Source organism: Pontibacterium sp. (assembly GCF_041587635.1).
In the GTDB taxonomy this organism is placed as follows: Bacteria; Pseudomonadota; Gammaproteobacteria; order Pseudomonadales; family Balneatricaceae; genus Pontibacterium.
The window spans coordinates 1-21,699 of sequence record NZ_JBFGYC010000013.1 but is presented as its reverse complement, the minus strand read 5'-3'; the positions used below and the strand labels follow the sequence as shown (position 1 = coordinate 21,699).

General features: G+C 53.6%; 21 protein-coding genes. 9 read left to right on the top strand and 12 right to left on the bottom strand.

The window, feature by feature from the left end:
• Nucleotides 1-529 precede the first annotated feature (529 nt).
• Together ABYW01_RS01815 and sfsA are read left to right on the top strand one after the other, a co-directional pair.
• The gene (locus ABYW01_RS01815; RefSeq protein WP_372830843.1) at nt 530-1,696 is read left to right on the top strand and encodes a pyridoxal phosphate-dependent aminotransferase; all 1,167 of its coding nucleotides are present in this window, start codon (nt 530-532) and stop codon (nt 1,694-1,696) included.
• Nucleotides 1,693-2,394 (top strand): DNA/RNA nuclease SfsA, encoded by a 702-nt coding sequence (gene sfsA, locus ABYW01_RS01810; protein ID WP_372830841.1) that lies wholly within the window; start codon nt 1,693-1,695, stop codon nt 2,392-2,394. The genes ABYW01_RS01815 and sfsA overlap by 4 nt, the downstream gene beginning before the upstream one ends.
• A gap of 34 nt (nt 2,395-2,428) precedes the next feature.
• Here the strand turns inward: sfsA and ABYW01_RS01805 are convergent, their stop codons facing one another.
• Nucleotides 2,429-2,785 (bottom strand): Rieske (2Fe-2S) protein, encoded by a 357-nt coding sequence (locus ABYW01_RS01805; protein WP_372830840.1) that lies wholly within the window; start codon nt 2,783-2,785, stop codon nt 2,429-2,431.
• A gap of 193 nt (nt 2,786-2,978) precedes the next feature.
• Between ABYW01_RS01805 and ABYW01_RS01800 the strand changes: the two genes are divergently transcribed.
• From ABYW01_RS01800 to ABYW01_RS01790, 3 genes are read left to right on the top strand one after another with little or no spacing between them, the layout of a single operon-like run.
• Nucleotides 2,979-3,827: an energy transducer TonB gene (locus tag ABYW01_RS01800; protein ID WP_372830838.1), complete on the top strand. Its 849-nt coding sequence runs from the start codon at nt 2,979-2,981 to the stop codon at nt 3,825-3,827.
• Entirely contained in the window at nt 3,824-4,825 is a 1,002-nt protein-coding gene (locus ABYW01_RS01795; protein ID WP_372830837.1) for a FecCD family ABC transporter permease, read from the top strand. Before ABYW01_RS01800 ends, ABYW01_RS01795 begins: the two co-directional genes overlap by 4 nt.
• Nucleotides 4,822-5,604, top strand: a complete 783-nt coding sequence (locus tag ABYW01_RS01790) for an ATP-binding cassette domain-containing protein (protein ID WP_372830836.1) — start codon at nt 4,822-4,824, stop codon at nt 5,602-5,604. Before ABYW01_RS01795 ends, ABYW01_RS01790 begins: the two co-directional genes overlap by 4 nt.
• Here ABYW01_RS01790 and ABYW01_RS01785 read toward each other — a convergent pair.
• Complete coding sequence (locus ABYW01_RS01785; RefSeq protein WP_372830835.1) at nt 5,578-7,098, bottom strand: AAA family ATPase; 1,521 nt, start codon at nt 7,096-7,098, stop codon at nt 5,578-5,580. The two genes, ABYW01_RS01790 and ABYW01_RS01785, sit on opposite strands and share 27 nt — an antisense overlap.
• Nucleotides 7,099-7,143: 45 nt before the next feature.
• On the opposite strand from ABYW01_RS01785, the gene mrcB reads away from it, so the two are divergent.
• On the top strand, nt 7,144-9,483 hold the full coding sequence (mrcB, locus tag ABYW01_RS01780; RefSeq protein ID WP_372830833.1) for a penicillin-binding protein 1B: 2,340 nt from the start codon (nt 7,144-7,146) through the stop codon (nt 9,481-9,483).
• A gap of 57 nt (nt 9,484-9,540) precedes the next feature.
• Entirely contained in the window at nt 9,541-10,143 is a 603-nt protein-coding gene (locus ABYW01_RS01775; RefSeq protein ID WP_372830832.1) for a tetratricopeptide repeat protein, read from the top strand.
• A gap of 12 nt (nt 10,144-10,155) precedes the next feature.
• On the opposite strand, the gene ABYW01_RS01770 is transcribed toward ABYW01_RS01775, so the two are convergent.
• From ABYW01_RS01770 to ABYW01_RS01755, 4 genes are all read right to left on the bottom strand, one after another.
• Nucleotides 10,156-12,003: a nitric oxide reductase activation protein NorD gene (locus tag ABYW01_RS01770; RefSeq protein WP_372830831.1), complete on the bottom strand. Its 1,848-nt coding sequence runs from the start codon at nt 12,001-12,003 to the stop codon at nt 10,156-10,158.
• A gap of 10 nt (nt 12,004-12,013) precedes the next feature.
• Nucleotides 12,014-12,829, bottom strand: coding sequence for a CbbQ/NirQ/NorQ/GpvN family protein (locus ABYW01_RS01765; protein ID WP_372830830.1), 816 nt, complete (start codon nt 12,827-12,829; stop codon nt 12,014-12,016).
• A 75-nt stretch (nt 12,830-12,904) separates the two neighbouring features.
• On the bottom strand, nt 12,905-14,335 hold the full coding sequence (locus ABYW01_RS01760; RefSeq protein ID WP_193954978.1) for a cbb3-type cytochrome c oxidase subunit I: 1,431 nt from the start codon (nt 14,333-14,335) through the stop codon (nt 12,905-12,907).
• Nucleotides 14,336-14,346: 11 nt separating this feature from the next.
• Complete coding sequence (locus tag ABYW01_RS01755; RefSeq protein WP_372830829.1) at nt 14,347-14,781, bottom strand: cytochrome c; 435 nt, start codon at nt 14,779-14,781, stop codon at nt 14,347-14,349.
• Nucleotides 14,782-15,020: 239 nt separating this feature from the next.
• Between ABYW01_RS01755 and ABYW01_RS01750 the strand changes: the two genes are divergently transcribed.
• Entirely contained in the window at nt 15,021-15,728 is a 708-nt protein-coding gene (locus ABYW01_RS01750; RefSeq protein ID WP_372830827.1) for a Crp/Fnr family transcriptional regulator, read from the top strand.
• 20 nt (nt 15,729-15,748) lie between these two features.
• Here ABYW01_RS01750 and ABYW01_RS01745 read toward each other — a convergent pair whose 3' ends face one another.
• From ABYW01_RS01745 to ABYW01_RS01720, 6 genes are all read right to left on the bottom strand, one after another.
• The gene (locus ABYW01_RS01745) at nt 15,749-15,991 is read right to left on the bottom strand and encodes a cytochrome C oxidase subunit IV family protein (RefSeq protein ID WP_372830826.1); all 243 of its coding nucleotides are present in this window, start codon (nt 15,989-15,991) and stop codon (nt 15,749-15,751) included.
• Entirely contained in the window at nt 15,991-16,602 is a 612-nt protein-coding gene (locus ABYW01_RS01740; RefSeq protein WP_372830824.1) for a cytochrome c oxidase subunit 3 family protein, read from the bottom strand. Before ABYW01_RS01740 ends, ABYW01_RS01745 begins: the two co-directional genes overlap by 1 nt.
• Nucleotides 16,603-16,743: 141 nt before the next feature.
• Entirely contained in the window at nt 16,744-17,346 is a 603-nt protein-coding gene (locus tag ABYW01_RS01735) for a hypothetical protein (RefSeq protein WP_372830823.1), read from the bottom strand.
• Nucleotides 17,343-18,626, bottom strand: a complete 1,284-nt coding sequence (gene hemL, locus ABYW01_RS01730; protein ID WP_372830822.1) for a glutamate-1-semialdehyde 2,1-aminomutase — start codon at nt 18,624-18,626, stop codon at nt 17,343-17,345. Before hemL ends, ABYW01_RS01735 begins: the two co-directional genes overlap by 4 nt.
• Before the next feature lie 14 nt (nt 18,627-18,640).
• Entirely contained in the window at nt 18,641-19,279 is a 639-nt protein-coding gene (gene thiE, locus ABYW01_RS01725; RefSeq protein WP_372830821.1) for a thiamine phosphate synthase, read from the bottom strand.
• On the bottom strand, nt 19,276-20,994 hold the full coding sequence (locus ABYW01_RS01720) for a chloride channel protein (protein ID WP_372830819.1): 1,719 nt from the start codon (nt 20,992-20,994) through the stop codon (nt 19,276-19,278). Before ABYW01_RS01720 ends, thiE begins: the two co-directional genes overlap by 4 nt.
• A 95-nt stretch (nt 20,995-21,089) precedes the next feature.
• Between ABYW01_RS01720 and argC the strand changes: the two genes are divergently transcribed.
• On the top strand, nt 21,090-21,699 hold a 610-nt coding region (argC, locus tag ABYW01_RS01715), incomplete at its 3' end, for an N-acetyl-gamma-glutamyl-phosphate reductase (RefSeq protein WP_372830844.1).

Below are 21,699 nucleotides of genomic sequence, written 5' to 3'. Positions count from 1 at the left end.
GAATGGTACTGTCGACCTCTTCCATCAACTGGCGCTTCCATTCCGCTAAAATCGCGCGGAAATGGTCTTTCTGTGAGTCGCACATGTACTCTTCATCCCGGTCCAATGGATACGGGTCAATGTGCGAAAATCGAGTTTCAGTGCTGTTTGGCATAACTCTGCCCCACTTAATCTTATTGCCGGCTCCCGGCAATATCAGCTTACCTGATCATAGGCCGCACAGTGCGGCTTATACCTGAAAGGCAGCAGACGTTATCAGAACTTTCCAGATTAGACTAGCCCCAAGGCTACAAAGTTTATCTGGCAGGTGCTTTTGCCTGCGCCGTACTTCTGGTTTCGGGTCTACTTGAATCTGAACAAAGGCTCAGAAGCTCCGTACAATTGTTAGGTCTAGTCCAGAGTTGCGGTGTTGTAAACCTGAAACAATGATTCTGAAGCTGTTTGAAAATCGTCGCTATGTTCTTGATCCGGGTGTATTGATTCATTCCTTTGTATAATAGAGCGGTTTTAAACTTATGAAGAGCGGACAATGAATAAGCAATGGACGCAGCGTGCTGCTGATATCGATTCCTTTAAAGTGATGGACCTGCTAAAACGCGCCAAAGAGCTGGATGCGGAAGGGCACGATGTGGTGCATATGGTGGCGGGCGAGCCAGATTTTGCCACGGCCGGTCCGGTGGCCGCGGCGGCTATTTCAGCCATTGAAAATGGCCTGACGCAATATACGCCGGCAGCGGGTGTTCCTGAGTTACGCGCTAAAATTTCACAGTGGTATCAAAGCCGTTACGGGTTGGACATCACGCCTGAGCGCATCATTGTGACACCCGGAGCATCCGGTGCGTTGCTGATGGTGTTTTCGTTACTAGCGGATCCAGGGCGTACGTTTATGATGGGAGATCCTGGGTATCCCTGTAACCGTCAGTTTCTGCGCTTGATCGAAGCGCGTGGTCAGTTGGTACCCTGCAGTATTCAGGACAACTTTCAGCTGACACCGGAGGCGATCCGCGAACACTGGAAGCCAGAAACTGCGGGAGTGTTATTGGCATCCCCCGCAAACCCAACAGGGTCCGTGGTGCATAAGGATGATCTGCGTAATATCGCAGAAACCGTGAAAGCATTGGGTGGCAATTTGGTTGTGGATGAGCTGTACCACGGTCTGACCTATGGGTTTGAGGCCAACTCGGTACTGGAAGTGGATCCCGATGCCTTTGTGATCAACAGCTTCTCCAAATATTTCGGCATGACCGGCTGGCGTTTAGGTTGGATGGTTGCCCCGGAAAGTGCCGTGCCGGAACTGGAAAAACTGGCACAGAATCTGTTTATCTCTCCTCCGACGGTTGCTCAGCATGCTGCTTTGGCGGCATTTGAACCTGAAAGTCTGGCCATTTTTGAACAACGTCGACAGGCATTTCAGGAGCGACGAGACCTGCTGGTTAGCGGACTGCGTGACTTAGGCTTTGATATTCCCGTCACCCCTGAAGGCGCGTTTTATGTCTACGCCGGAGCCTCTCATCTGACCGACAATACCTTCGACTATTGCTGGTCATTGCTGGAGGAGGATAAGCTGGCGACAACACCGGGAATCGACTTTGGTACCTACCGTGCCAATGAGTTTATCCGCTTCTCTTATACGACGGGGCTGGATCGAATTGAGCTGGCATTAGAGCGTCTGCATAAGCGGATTCAGGGCGTATGAAACTCGAATCGTTGATCGAAGGCCGTCTGATCAAGCGTTATAAGCGCTTTTTGGCGGACGTTGAGTTATTGGACGGCACACAGGTGACGGCGCATTGTCCCAATACCGGTTCGATGAAGCATTGCGCCGAACCGGGAAGCCGAGTTTGGTTGCTAGACTCCGGCAATCCCAAGCGTAAGTATCCGTTGGGCTGGGAGCTGGTGGAGATTGACCAGCTGCATCTGTGTTGCATCAACACAGGTCGTGCCAACCATCTGATCCGTGAAGCGATTGAGAACGGTGTGATTAGCGAACTGCAGGGCTATAGCTCAATCCGTCAGGAAGTGAAATACGGTGAGAATAGCCGTATCGATCTGTTGCTGGAGGATGAGCATAAACCTAAGGCGTATGTAGAGATTAAAAACCTGACGCTACTGGAAGAGGATAACTGGGGCAGTTTTCCTGATGCTGTCACTACGCGCGGTGCCAAACATCTGGTTGAGTTGATGTCGATGGTTGAGCAGGGGCATCGTGCCGTGATGGTGTTCTGCGTGCCACATGAAGGGATCAAGCGGGCCCGTCCGGCGGATCAGATTGACCCTAAATACGGCCAGTTATTGCGTGAAGCTGCGCAGGCCGGGGTGGAAGTGCTGGCCTATGGTGCGAGTCTGACGGAATCGGAAGTCCGCATCAGCCACCCTGTGCCGGTGTTTTTGTAACGGTGAGAAGGGCTATGGAGCTGACCTGATGGGGTCAGGTCAGCTGTTCTACGGGAATCTGTGCTTCAGATGTCGGCAGGTTGACGATAATCTGGCCGTCAACGATTTCAAAGGCGACCGGGTCGAGGTGGTCTTCGACACAAGGGCCGGAGACACAAACACCATCTTCAATTCGAAACAGAGCACCGTGTGTTGCGCATTGGATGTACTGTTTCTCGAAGTCGAGAAACTGGTCGGGCATCCACTCCAGTGGAATACTGCGGTGCGGACAGCTGTTACGGTAGAGGTAGAACGCGTCCCGATGGTTGATCAGCACCAGCTTAGTGGTACCGATATCAAACCCTTTGGCCTGTCCTGCTTCCAACTGATCGGTTTGGCAAAGAACGGTCATTATTTTCCTCAGAATAGATCGTATTGAGCAGCCTGTTGTTACGGCGCTAACCATACTGCAGTTGTGTCACTTGGGGAATGGGGTGGGTAGCATCTTGAAATGGATTAATGCGTTGCTGAAAGCATATCATCCGCAAACCCGCTGAACCGCTTATACTACCGGCATCTTCATTTTCAGACTGAGAACGCTTCAATTGCGATCGACCGGATTTACCCGATCTCCTGCTTTACTGCTGCTGGCATTAGGACTGTCGCTGTTGCTGCATCTGTTGGTCCTGCTGGTGGCTGGAGATGACGCGCCTAAACTGGTCGAGTTGCCGGGACAGCACCGCCTGTTACAGGTCTCTATCGGTGCTAAGGCACCAACGTCTTCGCTGCAAGCGTCACCGGCGGTCCAACACACTCAATCAATACCGGTATCGTTTGATCCACCCGCGCCTCTGCCGGAAACAATACCGGTACAGCAGATACCTGCGGATGGTAAGACAAGTGTTAAATCACCTGCGGCAGAGCCAGCAAAAGAGATCCCGTCCCATGTTGTTCCTGCGCCATCAAAAAGCCCTGAACCTAGCCCCGTTGAATTGAAGCCAGCGCAGAAGCCCTTAGTCGCGGCTAAAGCGACTGAGTTGCCTCAAGCCGTTGAACCGGTTGCCCCAACTGCGCAGGTAAAAGAACACCCGTCAGAAAGATATCAGTCCGAGATACCCGCGAAAGACTTGGCTGCTCACACGGATGCGTCTGCGAGCCGTGAGCAGCAGGCCCGTTTTGTTGCTGCTAGCTACCGCCATCAAACGGCCGTGCCTTATCCGAAATTGGCCCGTCGACGCGGGCAGGAGGGGACGGTATGGCTCAATGTACAGGTGGATACAGCGGGTGAGGTGTCTGATATTGAGGTGCTGGAGTCGTCAGGTTTTTCTCAGCTTGATCAGGCTGCATTAAAGACCGTACGCCGATGGCATTTTATTGCGGCCCGTCGGGATGGTCAGGCTGAGGTGTCTTATGTGAAGATACCGGTTAAATTTCAATTGGATAAGTCGCAATGATGCCCGCTGGAGCGTTACACCCCCGTACCTTGCTGATCGTGCTCTTAGCAGCGACGCCGTTGGTGATCTGGTTGGCGCTGCAGACCGGGGAGTTGACGGTGTCGCCCGCCGATCTGTGGACGCCGGATAGTCTGGCGCATCAGGTATTTGTGGAGCTGCGTCTGCCACGCCTCTGTCTGACCCTGTTGGCCGGTGCGTTATTAGGAGTCACGGGTGCGGCGGTACAGGCGATGTTTCGTAACCCTCTGGCGGATCCCAGTTTGATTGGTGTTTCCGCAGGCGCGGGGTTTGCCGCTGTGGCGATGCTGGTACTCGGCGATGCGGTGGTCTCTCAGATGGGTGCAGTCGCGTTACCGTTGAGTGCTTTTGTGGGTGGTTTGCTGGCAACGGGATTGGTATTTCGTATTGGACGGGGTGTTGACGGAGTGTCGGTTACGACGATGTTGCTGGTGGGGATTGCGATCAATGCGATCGCCGCATCCGGTATCAGTGCGTTGAAGTATTTCTCCGATGCATTCACGTTACGGCAGGTGGTGTTCTGGCTGATGGGTGGTTTACAGCATCAGGGGTGGCAGGCCGTCTGGACGTTGCTGCTCATTGCCCTGCCGGTGTTAGTGGGTTTGTTCAGTCAGGGGCGAATTCTAAATCTATTGTTGCTGGGGGAGCGTCAGGCTGCGCTGCTGGGCGTCTCCGTGGTGCGCTGTCACCGTATTCTGATTTTACTCAGTGCCTTGGGGGTGGGCGCGGTCGTTGCCGTCGGTGGCATGATTGGTTTTGTGGGCTTGGTTGTACCCCATCTGGTGCGTCTGTTGATTGGTCCGGATAATCGCTTCTTATTACCGCTGGCCGCATTGCTGGGTGCATTGTTTCTGACGTTGGCGGATATTGTTGCCCGCGTGATTATCTCGCCGGCAGAGATGCCATTGGGTGTGGTGACCGCATTAGTGGGTGGGCCGTTTTTCCTGATGATGATTGTCTATCGGCGGCGGGGGGTATGATGATGTTGAACGTCAATGTACAGCAATTCCGCCGCGGTGGTCGTTGTCTGCTAGAAGACATTGAGTTGCAGTTTGCGGCGTCAGGATTCAGTGTCATTCTGGGACCTAATGGTGCGGGTAAGTCGACACTGCTTAAGCTGATCGCCGGACAGGATAAAATTGAGCAAGGCGGAATTCGGCTGGATGGCACGGATATTCATGCTATCGATCTGTCAGAACGTGCCTGTCGTTTGGCGATGCTGACACAGGAACATCCGCTGAATTTCCCATTTTCAGTGTTGGACGTGGTACGGATGGGATGTTATCCGTTGGGTCTGAGTGACGACGCGTCCGTACACAAGGCTCAGACGTTACTGAAACAGATGGAGTTGGCAGAGTTGGCTTCACGCAACTATCTGACGTTATCCGGTGGTGAAAAACAGCGGGTGCAGATGGCGCGTGTACTGGCCCAGTTGGGTGAAGAGTCACAGCTGCTCTTGATGGATGAGCCGCTGACCGGGATGGATCTGCGTCATCAGCATCTGACATTGGATTATCTGCGTCAGTTGGCGCAAACGGGACTGCGCGTGATCGCTGTGTTGCATGACCCCCTGCTAGCCGCACAATATGCAGATCATCTGATTCTGCTTAAGCAGGGCCTGCTGAAAGCTGAGGGCGATCTAACAACGGTATGGAACGATGCAACGTTAAGTGACCTATATGATCTGCCACTGCGGGTATCGCTGGATGCCGGCATACCACGATTGGAGGCGTTAGCTGATAATCTCTTCGGAGCGTAGGCGTTCCAATACATGGTTGATGCTGTCGTCGTCATCCGTGTCGACCACAATGGTGTAATCCTGCTCGTCTTCGCTCAGTCTCTGTTCGTGTTGCATTTGTTGTCGCATCACATCGATATCCGCATCTGACGCATCGATCCCCTCATTAACGCGACGTTTGAGGCGCGCTTCGATTAGCTTTTGCTCGCACTGACAAGACACGATACGCATAGGCACATGCAGTTGCTGGCTCAGCTCGAAGTAGCTGCGACGGGTGCGATAGCGAATATTGGTTGCATCAACGATCACTGAGTAACCGGCTTTTAACAAGGCGCGGGTGATATCCTGCAGATGGTTATAGGTACGGGCATTCATCTCTGCACCGTACAGTTCCAGCTTTTCACCTTTGAGCGACAGTTCACGATAAAGCCGCTTGCGTTCGACATCGGAACGTACGCGAATCGCGCCTATTTCATCCAGTAATTGTTGGCTGAAATAGCTTTTACCGGTACCGGACACACCATGCATCAGATACAGCACGGGGTGCGGGGTGCTGGCGTAGTGTTCGGTCAGGCTCAAATATCGACGCAAGCCATTCAGGTCTGGCTCAGTTCCGATCACTGATACTTTGGCGCGCACCATCGCGCGGTAGGATTTGTAAAAATTCAGCAACTGTACGCCGGCATAATCGCCGCACAGTTCAAGGTAACGGTTAAGGCAGCGATTGGCCCAACGGAACTGTTCGTTGGCTTCGAGGTCCATCAGCAGGAACGCAATATCGGAGATGGTATCGATCCAGCGGAATTGCAGGTTAAATTCGATACAGTCGAACAGGCGCAGTTCATCGTTGAACAGGTTGATATTTGCCAGATGAAGATCACCATGACATTCGCGGACCCGCCCCTGAGTTTTGCGTTCACGAATCAGATTGGTGAGTTCGCGAAAACTCTGGGCAGTATGGTTGGACAGATGCTGCAGTTGAGACCAGTCGTTCAGATCATTGATCTGATCGCCGATATGGAGAAAGTTATCGGACACAACGTCCCAGATGGTGTTGGTTTCACCCCAGGGGCTGTCAGGGGCAACGCGGGGGATACGATCATGAAAGTCAGCGATCTGCTCGGCTAGCATATCGATCCAGTCAGCATCAAAGCGTTTTGCCTGCAACAGCAGATCCAAACGCTGCTCCGGATTGAACTGGCGCATGCGTACCGCGTACTCGATCGGTTCACCTTCGCCGTCGATTACGGGGTTTTCAAATGTGCCACAAATAGGCACGACGGATTCGTAGATATCCGGTGCCAGCCGCTGATTGAGGCGCAGCTCTTCTTCGCAGAAGAACTTGCGTTTATCCAGCGATGTGAAGTCCAGAAACCCGAAATCAACCGGCTTTTTGACCTTATAGGCGTAGTCGCCCGTCAGAAACAGCCAGGAGATATGAGTTTCAATCACCTGTATGTCTTTGACCGGATGAGGGTAGGCCGAGGCCATTCTTAAAGTATCGGTTAGCGTCATGGGGTGTCTGTATCACCTTGTTTAGGAAGACATTATACTTAGCCAATGACAAAAAAGAGAGCACCTAATTCCCGTCGTCGTCGCAGTAAGGCGATAAAGAAGCGTTCTTTCCTCTCCCGCTTTGGTGGCATTTTACTCAAACTGACGTTGGTCCTGATGGTTGTGGGCGGTATTGGTTTGATCTATCTGGACGCCCAGGTACGGGATAAATTTGAGGGAAAACGTTGGGCATTGCCTGCAAAAGTTTATGCCCGTCCGCTGGAGCTGTATGTTGGCCAGAAGCTGAGTGTGTCTGACCTGAAGCGCGAGCTGCAGGGGCTGGGGTATGCTTCGGTGAAGAAAAGCACCCGGCCGGGCACGATGGAAGTCGCCCGCACACGTGTCCGAGTTTTCACCCGTGGGTTCTTCTTCCCCGATGGTGAAGAACCGCAGCGCCATATGCTGATCAGTTTTAAGGGCAACAGTATCAGCTCAATCCGTTCGGCGTCTGGGCAGCCGGTATCGCTGGCCCGGCTGGAGCCTGTTTTAATCGGTGGTATCTATACCAAAGAGAATGAAGACCGTGATCTGATCCGCTTAGATCAGACCCCCGATAGTTTGCGTCAGGCGTTGATCGCCGTGGAGGATCGTGACTTTTACGATCACGCAGGTGTATCGGTGCGCGGTATTGCACGTGCGATGTGGGTGAATGTGCGCAGTGGTCGTTTTGCGCAAGGGGGCAGCACCCTGACCCAGCAGCTGGTGAAAAACTTTTATCTGACGTCCGACCGTACGCTGGCGCGCAAGCTGCTTGAAATCCCGATGGCACTGTTGCTGGATGCGCACTATGAAAAAGATGAGATCCTGGAAGCCTATCTGAACGAGGTATACCTGGGACAGTCCGGTGCCCGTGCTGTGCATGGTTTTGGTTTGGCCAGTCAGTACTACTTCGCCCGTCCGATTCACGAACTGCAGTTGCATCAGGTGGCGTTGCTGGTGGGGTTGGTGAAAGGGCCATCTTTTTACGATCCGCGACGTAATCCCGAACGCTCGAAAAAACGTCGTAATTTGGTATTGCGCCTATTGGCGGACGGTGGCGATATCACTGAAGCGGAGATGCTCAAAGCGCAGAAACTACCGCTGGGGGTGGTGAAGCAGCAAAGCCTGTTGAAGGGAGCGTACCCGGCCTATCTTGATCTGGTCAAACGCCAGCTGCGCGAAGAGTATCCAGAGGAAGCGCTGAGTTCAGAAGGTCTGCGTGTTTTCACCAGCCTTGATCCTACCGTACAGGCGCGTGCAGAAACGGCTCTGGTGAAAACGGTCACTCGTTTGCAAAAACGCTTTGGTCAGCGGGCCGATAAATTGCAGGGTGGCATGGTCGTGACCGATCCTCAAACGGCTGAAGTACTGGCAGTTGTCGGGGGCAGGAATACCCGTTATCAGGGATTTAACCGAGCCCTGGATGCCCGTCGACCTATCGGATCATTGGTGAAGCCCGCAGTATTTCTGGCTGCGCTGGAGGAGGGCTACACCTTGGCCTCTCTGCTGGACGATGCACCCATTCGGGTGGAGATGGAAGACGGTCAGATCTGGGAACCTCGAAATTTTGACAAAAAAAGCCATGGTCAGGTTGCCTTACACCGGGCGTTGTCTAACTCGTACAACCTCAGTACCGCTCAGCTAGGGATGAGCATTGGTCTGGATAATGTGGCTGAGATGCTTAAGCGTCTGGGGATGGCGCGAGATCCTAAACGCTATCCGTCACTGTTGCTGGGTGCTGAATCGATGACGCCATTTGAAGTGGCCACCCTTTATCAGACGATCGCGGCAAACGGATTCAGAATGCCGATGCGGGCTATCCGTCTGGTCACAACCGCCGAGGGTGAAGAGTTGTCGCGTTATCCATTGGAGGTTGAACAGGAGGTATCTGCGGCTCAGATGCATCTGATCCAATACGCGCTACAGGAAGTAGTCCGTGAGGGTACCGCACGTTATGTTTACAGTCAGTTGCCTGCATCGCTGAATGTCGCAGGAAAAACCGGCACCAGTAACGGTCAGAGAGACAGTTGGTTTGCAGGTTTTGCCGGTAACCGTCTGGCCGTCGTCTGGCTTGGGCGGGATGACAATTCAAAGTTACCGTTTACCGGATCGGGTGGTGCATTGCGTGCCTGGACCGAATATATTCGTCGCGAGCAACCCGAACCATTTCTGGCAGCCTATCCTGAAGGTGTGGAATACCACTGGGTTGATGAGAAAAGTGGTTATCTGTCGGATGAGTTGTGTGAAGGTGCTCAGCAGGTGCCCTTTATTGCGGGTACTGAACCAAAAGATGAAGTGGACTGTGGTCAGCGAGATCCGGTACAGCGCTCTTTCAAGTGGTTTCAGCAGTGGTTCCGGCAAGAATAATGAGGATAATCCCCGACCGGGCTTATCCGGAATGGACAGTAAAATAGGGTGAACGAGATGCGTAAACTGGGATTGTTGGCGTGTACGCTGATACTGACCGGCTGTGTGGGTGGCGGTAAAAATATTGCCCCGATTGAAGATCGCAGTCGACCTGTGGTGCCACGTGCGCAGGTATCGCCGCCTTCAGGATCGATCATCGACGCACCGGTAGAGAGTGGCGTCACGGTGAATGCAATCGACCACCAACCTGTGCAGCAAGTGACGCAGCGGGCACAGAGCGGAACTGAATCTACCAATGAGCGTTGGGTCACGGCCCGTGCGGCAGAACGCGAACATCGGGTGAATCCCGCCGTGGTGGCGCTGCTGGACAGTGCACGCACACAGACTCGATCAGGATCGTACAGTGCGGCGGCGAGCACGCTGGAGCGGGCACAACGGATTGCTCCGCGTGAGCCGGAAGTCTATTACGAGATGTCACGGGTACGGATGAAAGCGGGGGAATGGCAGCAAGCTGAGCAGCTGGCGCTGAAAGGGGTTCAGTTGTCAGCTGGATCGGCACCGATGATGAAGAAACTCTGGAACTTAATTGCCGATATTCGCGATGATGCCGGTGACCGTACCGGTGCGCAGCGAGCCCGGATCAAAGCCCGCCGTTATTGAGTTTCCTATTCATCAGGACGACAGTCGAGTCAGACGTGCGTAAAGCTGGGGCAGTTTGCTGGGCAGTTCGGTGGCACGGCGAATCAGGGTGTAGTGACTGCGGCCAAATAGATAGGGCAGGTAGTCCTCACCCTCATCGTCGATGGTGATACAAAACGGTACCAGCCCGGCACGGCGGGCTTCCCGGATCGCTTCCCGTGTATCTTCTATGCCGTATCGGCCTTCATATTTATCCAGATCATTGGGTTTGCCATCGGTCAGAATCAGCAGCAGTTTTTGCTGATTGGGTTGCTCTGACAGCAGTTGTGTTGCCCGTCTGATCGCTGCGCCCATACGGGTGTAGTAGCCGGGCTTAATACTGTTGATCTGACCACGCACCTGACGTCCGTAGGGTTGATTGAAACCTTTCAGGGTGTGAAAGCGCACGTGGTCCCGGTAGCGGGAGGAAAATCCACAGATCGAGAACCGGTCTCCCGTCTGTGCCAGCGTTTCTCCAAACAGCAGCAAACTATCTCGGATAATGTCGATGACGCGCGCTTGCTGTGCGACCCAGGCATCGGTCGAGAGGGACAGGTCGGCTAACAACAGGCAGGCCAGATCTCGATGCGTCTGACGCAGATCGGCATAGAGGTTTGGTTCTGCCACCAGATGTCCGGCGCTGCGCTGGGCTTGGAAGTGGCTGTACGCTTCCATATCCAGCTCGGAACCTTCCGGTTGCTGACGCATCCACTGGCTGTGGGGCCGCAGAGACTGGAACTGGCGACGTAAACGCTGGGCGCCATAGCGCAGGTGGTCGGGCATATCACAACCTTCAGCGCCCTCTGCCTGCATACTGATGATTTGGCAATAGTCAGGTATCAGTTGCTGTTTGCGGTGATTCCATTCTGGCAGCAGAATCGGTCCGGACAGAATCTTATCGTCTTGCGATTCCGCTGGCAGATCCAGGTCAAAGCGAATCCGCTTGGCGATGGTTTGGTTGTCGCGGGCGATACTTAGCTTTTCCAGATCGTCGGCGTTCGCATCCGCTGAACCGAGGTCGTCTTCCTCTTCGGTCTCGCGATTTACTTTGGTCATCTCTGCCAGACTAAACAGGCTGGTTTCGAAACGCAGGGCGAGCAGTCCGGCTTTCTCTTCCGGCATCTCGGTACGTTCAGCCTGACGTTTTTTCTGCTGTTTACTGTCTTCGCTCTGTCCCCCGTTGTTGTGCTGCTCTTCACCTTCAGGCATCGCGCTGATATCGCAGGTGGCTGCTGAAACGGGTGGAAACGGATGTAGCCAGAGAGGAACCGGTGCCGGGGCGTGTTTACCTTCAGGCAGTGTGTGGACGGAGCCAGGCTGTAAAAGGGCCTGTTGAATGAGCTGTTCTGCTTTTAGATCATTGCCTTTTAGTGAGGCCGGACGCAGGGGAATCAGTGCTTCGCAGAGATGCTTATAACGCGTATTCAGGCCTGGATACTGCTTCAGTACCCAGAGGATTTGTTGCTGGCTGCGGCTGATCCAGTTGTCATCGGGAAACGTCGGTGCACACGCGAGTGCAGCTAACCAGTAGTACAGATCGCGGTTGAGCTGTGCCTGTGGATAAACATTGAGTTTTTCTGGCAGGCAGAGGGTATCGTCATCTCGCCATGCCAGTGCAATACGTTGATTGCTGCCGGCGAGTTTCTGCAGCCAGTTACGGCGGCTTTTGTTGCCGGTTTCACTGGATGCACGGATGGTCAGCCCCGGCTCACCGCCGAGCGTACGAAAGAACACCGCTAAGGGTTTGCGCAGATCGTTCAGTAGAACGGCATCATGATGATGGCCGGGATCGGCGATACGGGTGATGAATCGATCCCAGAACTGTCCAACCTGTTCTTCCATTGCGGTGGTCTCAGCTGTTGAAATTAGCGCGAACGACTTCCATCAGCGCACTGATGGTATCGTCATCGTCGGTCAGGGACTCAACCAGCCCGGCCCTACAGGCCTCAACCGGATCAAATCCAGCTTTAATCAGCGTGGCGGTATATACCAGCAGGCGGGTACTGGCACCTTCTTCCAGATCCATATCTTTCAGGTTACGCAGGCCGGTTGCTAAACGAATCAGGCGCTGACAAAACAGTTTGTCGAGTCCTGTTTCTGCCTGCAGTACCTGCAGTTCCTCTTCCGGGGAGAGGTAGTTAAAGGTCATCGAAATAAATCGCTGACGGGTGCTGGGTTTTAGTCCTTTCATCAGGTTTTGGTAACCCGGGTTATAGGACACAACCAGCATAAAATTCTTCGGCGCCTGCAGCACTTCACCGGTGCGGTCTAGCGGCAGTATACGACGGTCGTCGGTCAGGGGGTGGATAACAACCGTGGTGTCTTTACGCGCTTCTACCACTTCGTCGAGATAGCAGATTCCGCCCTCGCGCACGGCACGGGTGAGCGGACCATCGTGCCATTCGGTGGTGCCATCGCCGATCAGATAGCGGCCGACCAGATCCGAGGCGGTCAGATCATCGTGGCAGGACACAGTGTATAAAGGCAAACCCAGTTTTTCCGCCATGTGGCTGATAAAACGTGTTTTACCGCAGCCCGTAGGGCCTTTGATCAGGACTGGGAGCTGGTGGCTATAGGCATGCTGGAACAGTTCCACTTCGTTGTGCTGTGGTACGTAGAAGGGGAGCTGGTCGTTAGCGTCGATAGAGACAGTGTTGGACTGTGACATGGTGGTCAATCTCTTTAAGAAGCTCTGCCCGCCTTTTCACGGGCAGGCAGAGAGGTGACTGCTTAGCTGCGGAGATTACTCTGCAACGGCGGTTTCCAGATCACGCTGTTTAGCGATCGCTTTAGTGCAGTCCGCATCGGCTTGCTGGTCATTGCCTACAAAGAAGCTGGCCAGATAAACCACCAGACCAACAAGGAAGAACACACCTGCGACTTCACGCATCCAGTAGAAAATCTCGATCTTGTCCTGTACGACCATGAATGGCAGCGGTGTATCTGTGAATCGCTGCAGGAAGACCTGCAGGATGCCAGCACCGGTCAGGAACAGCGTGATAAACACCATAGAGATGGTCATCAACCAGAAGCCCCACATCTCGGTCACCTGTGCTTTGTTGCTGTTGGCGATACGGCCGCGCAACTGAGGCACAGCGTAGGAGATGATGCTCATAACGATCATGGCGTACGCACCGTAGAACGCCATATGGCCGTGCGATGCAGTGATCTGAGTACCGTGGGTGTAGTAGTTCACCGGTGCCAGTGTGTGCAGGAAGCCCCAGACGCCTGCGCCAAGGAATGCCATAACACCGGTGCCCATTGCCCAGAGAACAGCGGCTTTGTTGGGATGGTCGCGGCGACGTTTGTTCACCATGTTGAAGGCAAACAGGGTCATCATGAAGAACGGAATCGGCTCCATCGCAGAGAAGATAGATCCCAACCACTGCCAGTATTCAGGTGTGCCGATCCAGAAGAAGTGATGGCCGGTACCCAGGATGCCGGTAATCAGGGCCATCGCGATGATCATGTACAGCCATTTCTCTATCACTTCACGGTCTACACCGGTTGTTTTGATCAGTACAAAGGCCAGAATTGCACCCAGAATCAGTTCCCAGACGCCTTCCACCCACAGGTGAACTACGAACCACCAGTAGAACTTGTCGCGTACCAGGTTCTCAGGGTTGTAGAAGGAGAACAGGAACATCACTGCCAGACCGATCAGACCGATCATCAGTACAGTGCTGACCACCGTCTTACGCCCTTTGAGCACGGTCATGCCCAAGTTGAACAGGAAGCCCAGTGCAACAACGACGATCCCCACTTTGGTAATGGTGGGTTGCTCAAGGAACTCTCTGCCCATGGTGGGTAATAGATCATTCCCGGTCAGCTCTGCCAGACGTGCATAAGGAACCATCAGGTAACCCAGTACAGTGAGTGCACCTGCAACCAAGAATACCCAGAACAGAACCCACGCCAGTTTCGGGCTGTACAGCTCTGTTTCGGTTTCTTCCGGGACCAGATAGTACGCAGCACCCATAAAGCCAAACAGCAGCCAGACGATCAGCAGATTGGTGTGAACCATGCGGGCCACGTTAAACGGGATTTCAGGGAACAGGAAATCACCGACGACATACTGCAGGCCCATAATCAGGCCGAATATGATCTGGCCTACAAACAGGCCCAATGCCGCTATGAAATAGGGCATTGCTACGGATTGAGATTGGAATTTCATAATCGGTATCCTTAGCCCTGAATATTAGGCGGCCAGTTGCTAGTGTTAATCTCTGAGGTCCATTTCAGGAACTCGGCAACGGCTTTTAGTTCTTCGTCCGAGAGGTTGAACTGCGGCATACTGCGGCGTCCTGGAATGCCATCAACCGGCCGGCTTTGGATAAAGCCGATAATCGCTTCGGTGCTGTTACCGTAGCGCTTGTAGACATTACCCAGTTCGGGTGCGAAATAAGCCCCTTCGCCCAGCAGAGAGTGACAACCGATACAGTTGTTGTCTTCCCAGACTTTCTTGCCGAGTACGACTTCAGGAGTGATGTTCTCCCGGTGGTCGCGTTCCGGCAGTACTCTTTCCGTGTGGAAAGTCAGGCCGATAAACACCAAAATGAAGAACAAACTGCCTCCATAAAAGATGTTCCGGGCCATAGATTTGGTAAAAGTTTCGTTCATGGTCAGGCTCCGTATCCCGGCTCACGAGAATTTGTGAATAACCGAGAGATAGTGTCGGGTATTGCCTGTTGGATAAACTTGAGAAAAATCAATTTCATTTAAAAAGAATATTTTTAATACATCTTTTTGCAGTGAATCTGCCCACTTTAAACATGAGCATGCTAATGTGGCGACTTTGCTCACCCTACAACTACACTGAAACTCAGACATGCCAAAGGCACTGGGAGATATTCCGAACTATGAAAATACCGGCGGAGAACCTGATCACCGACAGCCCAGTGAAAAGTGCATTGCGCTCCCATCACCTATGCAGCTCTTTGTCGGCAAATGATCTGGAAAAACTGGCGCAGTCCTGCCGATTAGTGAAACTGGATGCAGAGGAAAGCCTTTTTCATCAGGGGGCCGAAGCACAGCATTTTTATCTGGTGTTAACAGGCACGATTAAGTTGTTTCGAGTATCGCCGGATGGCCTGACCAAAGTGATCGAAGTGGTGCGTCAGGGCGAGGCGTTTGCGGAAGCGTTGATGTTTCTTCAGCAAAAGGCCTATCCGTTGAATGCAGAAGCGATGGGTAAAACTGAAGTGGTTTCGATTCCTAGCCAGCTTTACAAAGAACTGATTCTGGCGACTCCAGAGTGTGCGATGGGGGTGATGGGCAACATGGCGATGAAATTGCACCGTCGTATCAATGAGATTGAAACCCTGACTTTGCAGAATACCCGCCATCGCTTGGGAAATTATCTGTTTGGTCTGTTGCCTGATCCGGCGGCAACGTCGGGTGAGATTCAACTGCCGATGGCGAAACAGCTGATCGCTTCCCAGTTGGCAATGCAGCCTGAAACGTTTTCTCGTTTGATCAAAGAGATGAAAGTGCAGGGTCTGATCAGTGTTAAAGGTGCTCGTATCGAGGTGCATGATGTGAGTGGGCTCAGAGCGTTTGGTCACTAAGCCCTGCTTGCGGCTCATGCCTAGAACTGAAGAATTCCCCAGATCGATACAGCGAGCACGGGACAGTACAAGTGCAAAGCGCGGCGGACCAGATGACTCACGCCGTGCAGCTCCATGAAACCATCGATAATCAGAGCGCCTTTGATGCTGGTGAGTAGCAGGATGATACCAATGACTACCGGATGAACCGAGTCTTCAGCCAGTGCATAGCTGGATAGGGTGGTGAGGATGAGTAGTATCCAGATCAGGTGTGGATTTTTCATCAGCGAATCACATAGATCAGAGGGAATAACAGGACCCAAACCAGATCCACCATATGCCAGTAACAGGCGCCACTTTCCAGGCCGCTGGTCTGGCCTTCCACATAGGCTCCACGGTGTAATTTCACCACCATGAATAGCAGAATGACCATACCCAGCAGCACGTGCAGTAAGTGAAACCCGGTAATTAGAAAGTACCCGGTGTAAAAGGCGTTACTGTCCAAGTCATAGCCAGCGCTGCCCAGTTGCCAGTATTCCCAGCACTTCACCCCCACATAAACGGACGCCGCCACAATCGCAAAAAACATCCACAGCGCCCCGCGTTGAGGCTGCCCTGTACGGTTGTGGATAACTGCTTGCACGACCAGCCAGCTGGCGCTGATCAGGGCCAGTGTATTGATCAGGCCTGCCAGTGGATGGAGCGTTTGCTGGCCTGCGGTGAACAGATCCGGGTTGGAGGCACGCAACACACTGAACAGCAGAAACAACAGGGCAAATACGGATAGCTCCGCCGCAATGAACATCCACATGGCCAGATCGCCGGGCATGATGCGGCTAGCCGGTTTTGTGTTGATGCTTTCAGTGGCGGGTGGGGTTGCGAACGTTTGCTCCATGGCAACACTCCTTTGATAACTCAATCGAAGAGAGTAGAGGAGCAGGTGAACAATGCCTTGATATTGGCTAATTTTCCGATGATAAGGATGGGGGAGAGGAGGAGCAGGGAAAGCAATCAACTTCCCTGCTTAGATGCGCCGTTAGATGCCCGGTTTTAGCTTTGGCAGTACTTGGGCTGAGGCCAATAGCATGACCGCCAGCGCCAGTGGATATGCCAAGGCGTTCTGGTACTCAGGCGACAGGCTTATTGGGCTGAACAGCAATACACCAGCTCCCAACGCGATGGCGGCGAACAGACTTCCGATACGCGCAGGCAGCCTGCTGTAGCGCAGCGCGGCAAACAGCATGGATGCTGCTACCAGTACCGCCATGATCTGACTGTATTCGGTGCCGGATTCTGCGCGACGGGTGATCTCGAACAGCGCCAGCAAGGCCAGTAACCAGCGGCCCCAGGTCGGTTTCTGCCAATTCTGGCCGATCACATCGGCCAGCAATGCCGTGCCAATCAACGGAATCGCAGCATAGTACGCCAGATTGTTCAGCATCCGCAGTAGCGTCTGCTGATCCTGATCCAGCGTGCCGTTCAACAGCAGGTTACCAGCGGCTGATGCTGCAATAAAGACTGAAGACAGGCTTATCACGAAGCCTGACGTGTAGTGCTCTCCGCCCACCCGATAACTGCGCGCTGCTACAAACAGGGCGCAGATCAACAGGGCGAGATTGCCGATCATTAGCTGGCTCATTTCAGAGATGCGAACACCTGATTTGCCGCTGCTATGGTCGCTTCGATATCGGTTTGGCTATGAGCAGCGGATACAAAGCCCGCTTCAAATGCGGACGGCGCCAAGTAAATACCCTGTTCCAGCATGCCGTGGAAGAACTTGGCGAAGCGGTCTGCATCGCAGGCCATAGATTCCGCGAAGCTGGTCACTTTTTCCTGTTCGGTAAAGAACAAACCAAACATACCGCCGACACGGCTGGTGGTGAATGGAATGCCGTTCGACATGGCTGCGGCTTGCAGGCCTTCAGTCAGGAACTCAACTTTAGCGGCCAGCTGATCATAGAAGCCCGGTGCAGAAATTGCGTTCAGCATAGCCAGACCTGCGGCCATCGCCAGAGGGTTGCCGGACAGTGTGCCCGCCTGATAAACAGGCCCCAGTGGCGCGATGAACTCCATGATTTCACGTTTGCCGCCAAACGCACCCACCGGCAGACCGCCGCCGATCACTTTACCCAGCGTGGTCAGGTCCGGTTTAACGTTGTAGACGGCTTGTGCGCCACCCAGTGCGACACGGAAGCCGGTCATCACTTCATCAAAAATCAGCACGGTGCCGTACTGGTCGCAGACTTCACGCAGACCTTCAAGGAAACCGGGCACCGGAGGAATACAGTTCATGTTGCCAGCCACCGGCTCAACGATGATGCAGGCGATCTGATCACCGACCTCTTCGAACGCTTTGCGCACGCTGTCGATGTCGTTGTGGTTCAAGGTGATGGTGTGTTCAGCCAGGGCTGCCGGAACACCCGGAGAGCTTGGCTCACCCAGTGTCAGCATGCCGGAGCCTGCTTTAACCAGCAGGGAATCGGAGTGACCGTGGTAGCAACCTTCGAACTTAACGATTTTATCGCGACCGGTGTAACCACGGGCCAGACGAATCGCGCTCATGGTTGCTTCGGTACCAGAGCTGACCATACGGACCAGTTCCATCGATGGCATGATTTCGCAGACCTTGTCTGCCATCTCGATTTCAATCGCGGTGGGTGCACCAAAACCCAGGCCGTTATCCAGAGAACCACGTACCGCGTCCAGTACGGCAGGATTGGCGTGACCCAGAATCATCGGCCCCCAGGAGCCGACATAATCGATATATTCTTTGTCATCTTCATCATACAGGTAAGCGCCTTCGCCACTTTTGAAGAAGATTGGCGTACCACCGACGCCTTTAAAGGCACGTACAGGGGAGTTTACGCCGCCCGGAATATGTTTCTGAGCATCCTGAAAAAGTGATTCAGATCGGGACATGGTGGGGATTCTCTCTATGAAACTGTTGGAAATAGTTGGCTAAACCGGCGCGCTTGCTGCTCGACGTCATCGGCGGCTAGCAGGGCGTGAACCACTGCCAGCATATCGGCACCGGCTGTAAGTGTTTGCGCAGCATTATCCACGGTAATGCCACCAATCGCCACTGTTGGCAGTTTGATCTGTGCCTTGCTCTCGCCCAGTAACGACAGCGGTGCAGGTGTCGCATTCGGTTTGGTCTTGGAGGCGTAAAATGCGCCGTATGCGATATAGTCGGCTCCCGCCTGCTGTGCGGTGATTGCATACTCAAGGTTGGCGTGGCACGTGGTGCCGATAATTGCGCTATTGCCCAGTAGCGCCCGTGCTTCGCTGATCAGGCCGTCACTTTGCCCAAGATGGACGCCCGCCGAGCCAGATGCTTTCGCCAGATGAGCATCATCGTTGATCACCAGTGGTACGTGGAACTGCTGGCAAAGATCAACCAGCGCCCGTGCCTGACGTAATCGCTTTGCTGAATCGTCTGATTTATCGCGATACTGCACGATACGAGTGCCTCCCCGAAGGGCGGCTTCGATTCGGCTGAGCAGTTCATTGTCTTCCGGCATCAGCACGCTGTCCGTGATGGCGTAGAGGCCGTGCAGTTCAAATTTGATCATTGGCGTAAGTTATTCCTATAGGACTGCTCGATGTGGTCGCGGGTCAGAATACCCAGAACTCGCTGGTTCAGATCGGTCACAATCACCGCATCGAGTTCGGTTTCATTCATCAGATCCAGCGCTTCGTGCAATGTGGCACGATAACTGATCTCCAACAAGTCCCTGTGCAGGGCCGGAATATGGGCCAGATCGATGGTGGCCTGATCGGGTTTACGCGCGAGGTAAGTCAGCAGATCAGAGGGATCAAGCAAGAAACGTTCTTTGCCATCAATTAACAGCCAATGATGGGCTTCAAGGTTGAGCGATTTGGCGGTGTCTCTATCGATCTCTTGTGGCACGGAGATAAAGTCCCGGGTGATCAGGCTGCTGACGGCTATTCCAGACATCGCTTGCGTAATGGGCTCGTAGTGATAATCCAGCCCTAGCGCACGGAGCGAAGAGACAAACACCGATGGCAGGCCGAACAGATAACGGACGGTCAGATTACTGGTCACAATAGCAATCATTGCAGGCAGTATGATGTTGGGATTCCCGGTCAGCTCCAGCAGAGCGATGAGAGCCGCTAGTGGTGCATTAAGCAGGGCTCCCATCATCGCGCCCATACCCAACATGGCATAGAAACCCACGTGAGCGACGGGTTGGTTGGTCATATGGTCACCGATCAGGCCTAGCGCACCACCGGCCAGCGCACCAACCATAAAGCTGGGACCAATGATTCCGCCCGGCACACCCAAGCCAAGCGTGATGGGGGTAATGATCAGTTTGGTCACCATCAGGCCGATGAGCAGGCCCAGCGCCAATTCACCGTTCAGCGCCGCGGAAAGTGTGTCATATCCCACGCCCATCAGCTGAGGGTAGACCAGCGCAACACTACCAATCAGTAACGCTGCAATACCCAGACGCAGCGACAGTGGGTGTTTACCGTAACTTTGGGTTTTGACCATGATGCGGTTAAACAGTGCGGCCAGGCAGCCAATACAGAAACCCACAAACATGATGTAGGGGATCTCGTTCAGCGTTTCGACTTCCAGGATGGGGACCGCCAGATCGATCTCGCTCCCAAGGGTGAAGCGCACCATGATATCGGCGGCGACGGCAGCGACCACCACGGGAGTAAAACCGACCACGGTGTATTCCAGCATGACCACTTCCATGGCAAATACTACGCCTGCCAAGGGTGTATTAAAGGCGGCGGCGATTGCGGCTGCCGTACCGCAACCCACTAAAATGCGCAGGGAATTATTGGGTAATTTGAACCACTGTCCAAGCAAGCTACTGAAGCCGGCACCCAGATGAATGGCCGGTCCTTCTCGCCCTACGGAGTGACCGCTAATGAGGGATGTCGCGCCGCCAAAAAACTGAACCAGCAGGTTGCTCAGCGGCAGGTGAGCCTGATGGTAACCCATGCGTTCCAATACATGTGCAGGACCGACTCGGCGTTGTTCGGGTCTCAGACGAAAGAGAAGTAAAAACAGAAGCACACTGCCCGCAGCAGGAAATAGAAAGCGTTGTATGTATGAGAGTGATTCGAAGTCCTCACTCAACCCGCTGGGTAGTAGAAACTGTTGTGACAAATCCACGGTCAAACGGAACAGGATGATCAATAAACCGGTGGCTATGCCAGACAATAGACCGATCACCACCAGTTGTGGCAGTGCGTCGACATGGGCCAGACGGTGGCGGAAATGCTCTAGGGAAAACCAGTCTTTGATCATCTATTAGGCTTAATATCGCAGGATTAATAGCTATTATGACTGACGCTTTGTATCATAAACGCCCAATTTTAGGTACTGATGGATGTGAGGTCGTTGTGGTTAAAGTAGGTATCGTAGGTGGTACTGGATACACCGGTGTTGAATTGTTACGCCTTTTGGCGAATCACCCAGAAGCTCAGGTGGAAGTGATTACATCCCGCTCCGAAGAGGGTGTGCGCATCGCTGATATGTATCCGAACCTGCGCGGCCGCTACGATCTGGAATTTACCGTGCCGGATGTTGATACCCTGTCAAAGTGTGACGTTGTATTCTTCGCAACACCCCATGGTGTAGCGATGAAAATGGCACCAGAGCTGGTGGACAAGGGCGTTAAAGTGATCGATCTGGGTGCGGACTTCCGTATTAAAGATCTGGATGTCTGGTCTCAGTGGTACGGTATGGAGCATACCGCACCTGAGGCAGCTGCAGCTGCGGTATATGGCCTGCCTGAAGTAAACCGTGAGCAGATTCGCGAAGCGACGCTGATCGCCTGCCCGGGGTGTTATCCAACGGCGGCTCAATTGGGCTATCTGCCGTTGATTGAAAATAAGCTGATCGACCACCGTCGTTTGATCGCTGATTGTAAATCCGGTGTGAGTGGTGCTGGCCGCAGTGCCAATGTCGGAACCTTGTTGTGTGAAGCCAGTGAAAGTTTCAAGGCCTATG

Excerpts from the sequence above, each read along its gene's own strand:
- ABYW01_RS01815 (WP_372830843.1), top strand. The coding sequence starts at position 530 with ATGAATAAGCAATGGACGCAGCGTGCTGCTGATATCGATTCCTTTAAA.
- sfsA (WP_372830841.1), top strand. The coding sequence starts at position 1,693 with ATGAAACTCGAATCGTTGATCGAAGGCCGTCTGATCAAGCGTTATAAG.
- ABYW01_RS01805 (WP_372830840.1), bottom strand. The coding sequence starts at position 2,785 with ATGACCGTTCTTTGCCAAACCGATCAGTTGGAAGCAGGACAGGCCAAA.
- ABYW01_RS01795 (WP_372830837.1), top strand. The coding sequence starts at position 3,824 with ATGATGCCCGCTGGAGCGTTACACCCCCGTACCTTGCTGATCGTGCTC.
- ABYW01_RS01790 (WP_372830836.1), top strand. The coding sequence starts at position 4,822 with ATGATGATGTTGAACGTCAATGTACAGCAATTCCGCCGCGGTGGTCGT.
- ABYW01_RS01785 (WP_372830835.1), bottom strand. The coding sequence starts at position 7,098 with ATGACGCTAACCGATACTTTAAGAATGGCCTCGGCCTACCCTCATCCG.
- mrcB (WP_372830833.1), top strand. The coding sequence starts at position 7,144 with ATGACAAAAAAGAGAGCACCTAATTCCCGTCGTCGTCGCAGTAAGGCG.
- ABYW01_RS01775 (WP_372830832.1), top strand. The coding sequence starts at position 9,541 with ATGCGTAAACTGGGATTGTTGGCGTGTACGCTGATACTGACCGGCTGT.
- ABYW01_RS01770 (WP_372830831.1), bottom strand. The coding sequence starts at position 12,003 with ATGGAAGAACAGGTTGGACAGTTCTGGGATCGATTCATCACCCGTATC.
- ABYW01_RS01765 (WP_372830830.1), bottom strand. The coding sequence starts at position 12,829 with ATGTCACAGTCCAACACTGTCTCTATCGACGCTAACGACCAGCTCCCC.
- ABYW01_RS01760 (WP_193954978.1), bottom strand. The coding sequence starts at position 14,335 with ATGAAATTCCAATCTCAATCCGTAGCAATGCCCTATTTCATAGCGGCA.
- ABYW01_RS01755 (WP_372830829.1), bottom strand. The coding sequence starts at position 14,781 with ATGAACGAAACTTTTACCAAATCTATGGCCCGGAACATCTTTTATGGA.
- ABYW01_RS01750 (WP_372830827.1), top strand. The coding sequence starts at position 15,021 with ATGAAAATACCGGCGGAGAACCTGATCACCGACAGCCCAGTGAAAAGT.
- ABYW01_RS01745 (WP_372830826.1), bottom strand. The coding sequence starts at position 15,991 with ATGAAAAATCCACACCTGATCTGGATACTACTCATCCTCACCACCCTA.
- ABYW01_RS01740 (WP_372830824.1), bottom strand. The coding sequence starts at position 16,602 with ATGGAGCAAACGTTCGCAACCCCACCCGCCACTGAAAGCATCAACACA.
- ABYW01_RS01735 (WP_372830823.1), bottom strand. The coding sequence starts at position 17,346 with ATGAGCCAGCTAATGATCGGCAATCTCGCCCTGTTGATCTGCGCCCTG.
- hemL (WP_372830822.1), bottom strand. The coding sequence starts at position 18,626 with ATGTCCCGATCTGAATCACTTTTTCAGGATGCTCAGAAACATATTCCG.
- thiE (WP_372830821.1), bottom strand. The coding sequence starts at position 19,279 with ATGATCAAATTTGAACTGCACGGCCTCTACGCCATCACGGACAGCGTG.
- ABYW01_RS01720 (WP_372830819.1), bottom strand. The coding sequence starts at position 20,994 with ATGATCAAAGACTGGTTTTCCCTAGAGCATTTCCGCCACCGTCTGGCC.